Consider the following 4,754-nt stretch of genomic DNA (forward strand, 5'->3'; position numbering starts at 1 on the left):
GTCGTCATCGGCGGCGGCCAGGTCGCCCAACGACGCCTGCCGGCCCTCATCGCCGCGGGCGCGGACGTGCTCCTCGTGTCGCCCGAGGCGACCCCTTCCGTCGAGGCGATGGCGGACGCGGGCGAGATCACCTGGGAGCGCCGGGTCTACACCCTCGGCGACCTCGCCGACGCCTGGTACGCCCTGATCGCCACCGGCGACCCCGACGCCAACGCCGCCGCCTCCGCCGAGGCCGAGCGCCACCGTGTGTGGTGCGTCCGCTCCGACAACGCCGACGCAGCCACCGCCTGGACCCCCGCGACGGGCCACAGCGAGGGCGTCACCGTCGCCGTGCTCACCACGGACGCCAAGGGCCGCGACCCCCGGCACACCGCCGCCATCCGGGACGCGGTGGTCGAGGGACTGCGCGACGGGACCCTGGTCGCCCCTCATCACCGCACCCGCACCGCGGGCGTCGCCCTCGTCGGCGGCGGCCCCGGCGACCCGGACCTGATCACGGTGCGTGGCCGCCGCCTCCTCGCCGAGGCGGACGTCGTCATCGCGGACCGCCTCGGTCCGCGCGACCTCCTCGCCGAACTCCCGCCGCACGTCGAGGTGATCGACGCGGCGAAGATCCCGTACGGGCGGTACATGGCCCAGGAGGCCATCAACAACGCGCTGATCGAGCACGCCAGGCAGGGCAAGTCGGTCGTCCGGCTCAAGGGCGGCGACCCGTACGTCTTCGGCCGCGGCATGGAGGAACTCCAGGCCCTCGCCGAGGCCGGCATCGCCTGCACCGTCGTCCCCGGCATCTCCAGCTCCATCTCCGTCCCGGGCGCGGCAGGCATCCCGGTCACCCATCGCGGGGTCGCCCATGAGTTCACCGTGGTCAGCGGCCATGTCGCCCCCGACGACGAGCGCTCCCTGGTCGACTGGCCGTCCCTCGCCAAGCTGACCGGCACCCTCGTGGTCCTGATGGGCGTCGACAAGATCGGGAAGATCGCCGAGACGCTGATCGCGCACGGCAAGCCGGCCGGCACCCCGGTCGCCCTCGTCCAGGAGGGCACGACGGCCTCCCAGCGCCGCGTCGACGCCACCCTGGAGACGGTCGCCGAGACGGTCCGTACGCAGGAGGTCAGGCCTCCGGCGGTCATCGTCATCGGCGAGGTCGTCACCGTCGGCCCCCGGACGTCGGCGTAACCGCCGGTAACAGACCCGTGCCAAGCCGTTGGCACCGTACTCAGGACAAGGCAGTATCAGCTCTGTGGCCGATCTCATCACCGTTGAGGATCCCGACGACCCGCGCCTGCGTGACTACACCGGCCTGACCGACGTGGAGCTGCGCCGCAAGCGCGAACCCGCCGAGGGCCTGTTCATCGCCGAGGGCGAGAAGGTCATCAGACGGGCCAAGGAAACCGGTTACGAGATGCGCTCGATGCTGCTGTCGTCCAAGTGGGTCGACGTCATGCGCGACGTCATCGACGAACTCCCGGCTCCGGTCTACGCCGTCAGCCCGGAGCTGGCCGAGCGGGTCACCGGCTACCACGTCCACCGCGGCGCCCTCGCCTCCATGCAGCGCAAGCCGCTGCCGACCGCCACGGAACTCCTGCACTCCAACCGCCGCGTCGTGATCATGGAAGCGGTCAACGACCACACGAACGTCGGCGCGATCTTCCGCTCGGCCGCCGCCCTCGGCATGGACGCCGTCCTGCTCTCCCCGGACTGCGCCGACCCCCTCTACCGTCGCAGCGTGAAGGTCTCGATGGGCGCGGTCTTCTCCGTGCCCTACGCCCGCCTGGACACCTGGCCGAAGGGCCTCGACCTGGTGCGCGAGGCCGGGTTCACGCTGCTCGCCCTCACCCCCGACGAGAAGGCCAGCAGCCTGGACCGGGCGGCCCCGCACACCATGGACAGGGTCGCCCTCATGCTCGGCGCGGAGAGCGGCGGCCTGTCCACCCAGGCACTGGTCGCCGCCGACGAATGGGTCCGCATCCCCATGTCCCACGGCGTCGACTCCCTGAACGTGGGCGCCGCGGCGGCCGTCGCCTTCTACGCGGTCGCGACGGGCCGCCCGCCGGTATAGGGCCTCTCGTTCGGATCATGCCGGCGTCGCGGGGTCCGGCACGCACGTCTGCGGCGTTGTCGTCGGTCGCCGATTCCCCCCACTCTCGACTTCGCTCGAGCGGGGGGACCCCCATCGCGTCGACTCCCTCCTCCGCCTTGGAGCTGCACGCACCAGACGCCGCTCGGGTCAGCCGGGGCGAACCGTCGGTCACGGCCGGTCTGATCCAAACGAAAGACCCTGGCCCGGCCCGGCCGACCAACCGCCGGACCCCTGCTGCCGTACGTCCGGCTGCCCCTGCCGCTCATGCCGTACGACGCCGTTCTCGCCGCCGAGCCCCTGCGTCGCCCCCTGGCAGCCCTGGACGAGCGCGATGCCGAGGGCCACGAGCAGCGTCACGACGACGAAGACGAACAACCTCTGCCGCAGCAGCCGCGGATTGGCGGGCCGCCGTCCGGTCCCCGTGTTCCGTGCCGTCGGCCGGCCGGTCCCGCCCCGCGCCGTGGGTCTGCCGCCGCTGCCGGAACGCGTGTTGCGGGAGGAGGAGGTGTTCCGCCCGGCCGGCACCGGCCGGGACCCCGAGCGCGACGAAGGGTTGCCGCCGCCGCGCGAGGCACCGCCGCCACGCGAGGGTCCCCTGCCACGGGAAGGCGCGGATCCGCGCGTGGACGGCGCCCCGTCGCCGCGCGACGGCGGAGCCGGCTGCCGCAGCGTGCGCTCCGGATAGCCGCTGTCGGCGAGGCGCCCGGTGGGCCGGTCGGCCTCACCGGCACGCGGAGCCGGCGGTCGTGCCTCGGCCGGACCGTGGGCCTCACGGGCCGCGATCTCCTTGAGCCGCAGCGAGAGATCGAGCGTGCTGGGCCGCTCCTGCGGATCCTTCGCCAGACAGGCCCGGATCAGCGGGGCGAGAGCGTCCGGTACGCCCTGCAGATGCGGCTCCTCGTGCACCACGCGGTACAGCATCACCTCGGAACTCCCGTGCCCGAAGGGGGAGTCGGCCGTGGAGGCGTACGCCAGGGTGGCGCCCAGCGAGAACACGTCGGTGGCCGGGGTGACCAGCGCCCCGCGCACCTGCTCCGGCGCGAGGAACCCGGGGGAGCCGACCGCCGTACCGACATGCGTCAGCGTCGAGGCCCCCGTCGCCCAGGCGATACCGAAGTCGATGATCCGCGGGCCCTTTGGGGAGAGCAGGATGTTGGACGGCTTGAGGTCCCGGTGCACCACGCCCGCCTCGTGGACGGCGACGAGCCCCTCCGACAGCGCCGCCCCGATCGTCGCCAGCTCGGCGGCCCCGAGGGGACCGTCGTCGGCGACCTTGTCGTGCAGCGAGGGACCGGGCACGTACTGGGTGGCGAACCACGGCCGGTCGGCGTCCAGGTCCGCCGCGACCAGCCGGGCGGTGCACCCGCCCCGGATCCGCCGCGCCGCCGACACCTCACGCGCGAAGCGCGACCGGAACTCCTGGTCCTCGGCCAGATCGGGCCGGATCACCTTCAGCGCGACCCGCTGCCCCTTCTTGTCGGAGCCCAGGTAGACGACGCCCATCCCGCCCGCGCCCAGCCGTCTGTGAAGCTTGAACGAGCCGACGACGCGCGGGTCCTCGCGCCTCAGGCGCATCATCGCCATGTTCATCCCCGCTGCCCGGTCCGTGTGACGTGGCACAGCTTACGTTTCCACGGCCCTGCGCGCGCAGAGGCCGCGCCCTCTCGCCCCACCGATTGTCGGTGCCGGCCGGGAGACGTGAGAAGTGGTCAGACGGCTTGGGCGCAGGCGCACTTCGCCACACCGGTGCCCGCAACCCACCTGTCACAGAAGGGGTGTTGAACCCGTGAAGGGTGACCGAGCGGAGACGGCCGTCGACGCGGCGACCCGACGCGAACCGGCGAGGTGGTGGCCGGCGGTGCGGGCCGCCGGGCGGAGACGGCGGTAGGCGCAGGGGTGGTGGAAGTGAGAGAAGTCACCCTGGGAGTCCCCACCTCCCACCTGAGGCGGCCCGGACCGGGTGCCCCCTCCGGGAAGACCCCGAGACCCAGGACTCCGTCTCCACCCAGGGGAGTACTCCGCAGGTCATGGCTCATCCTCCGGGAGGCCCGGCAATCGGTACGAGGGCATGACGCCCGGCACCGGCCGCACGCCTAGATTTGAGGTCAAGCGGCGGGTGCAGCACTCGTCCCCCGAGGTCAGACACCCGCCGCTTGCCAAGGACAACCGAGACAGGTCAGGAGAGGGACCATGGCCCACACGGCACACAGACCCCGCCGTACGGGCCGCCGCCACCCCTTGGTGGCGACGGTCATGGCCCTCCCCCTGGCGGTCCTGCTCCTCGTCGTCTTCGACGGCTGGGAGACAGTGGCCACACAAGCGTCGTCCGTGGGTGTGATGCTGGGGCGCTGAGCGGCGACCCCAGGCCCGGAAGAGCGGTCCGGGCGGGGACATCCATCCATGAAACCCCGTGGGGACGGGGGTGCGGCGGACGGCAAAAAATGCCGGCGCAGCTGGGGAGCTGCGCCGGCATTGCTCTGCCCTTTTCCAGCGCCGGTCGAATACGCGTCGGCCGACCTGACACCCCCGTAGCCTGCGTGAGCAACCCCGCACTCCCCAGGAAGGCCCCGTGCCCACCCACCCCCTCCTCACCGCGCTCACCTTCCGCGCGAAGACCCACGCCCACATCCGCACGCCCACCTGCCCCTGCGGCGCGGCCACCCTCGCGGAC

Annotated in this window: 4 protein-coding genes; 3 read left to right on the forward strand and 1 reads right to left on the reverse strand. The window is 72.8% G+C overall.

Translation table 11 applies throughout. From position 1 onward, the window contains the following. Together cobA and BZL64_RS35040 are read left to right on the forward strand one after the other, a co-directional pair. Nucleotides 1–1,179, forward strand: a 1,179-nt coding sequence (gene cobA / locus BZL64_RS35035; protein WP_107430408.1) for a uroporphyrinogen-III C-methyltransferase, incomplete at its 5' end; no start/stop codon positions are given. 64 nt (nt 1,180–1,243) lie between these two features. After that, on the forward strand, nt 1,244–2,062 hold the full coding sequence (locus BZL64_RS35040; protein ID WP_086773100.1) for a TrmH family RNA methyltransferase: 819 nt from the start codon (nt 1,244–1,246) through the stop codon (nt 2,060–2,062). A gap of 189 nt (nt 2,063–2,251) precedes the next feature. Here BZL64_RS35040 and BZL64_RS35045 read toward each other — a convergent pair whose 3' ends face one another. Next, on the reverse strand, nt 2,252–3,673 hold the full coding sequence (locus BZL64_RS35045) for a serine/threonine-protein kinase (RefSeq protein ID WP_167396248.1): 1,422 nt from the start codon (nt 3,671–3,673) through the stop codon (nt 2,252–2,254). Between the two features lie 600 nt (nt 3,674–4,273). Between BZL64_RS35045 and BZL64_RS40410 the strand changes: the two genes are divergently transcribed. Next, the gene (locus BZL64_RS40410; RefSeq protein WP_086773102.1) at nt 4,274–4,435 is read left to right on the forward strand and encodes a hypothetical protein; all 162 of its coding nucleotides are present in this window, start codon (nt 4,274–4,276) and stop codon (nt 4,433–4,435) included. Nucleotides 4,436–4,754 lie beyond the last annotated feature (319 nt).

Source organism: Streptomyces bobili (genome assembly GCF_002154575.1).
In the GTDB taxonomy this organism is placed as follows: Bacteria; Actinomycetota; Actinomycetes; order Streptomycetales; family Streptomycetaceae; genus Streptomyces; species Streptomyces bobili.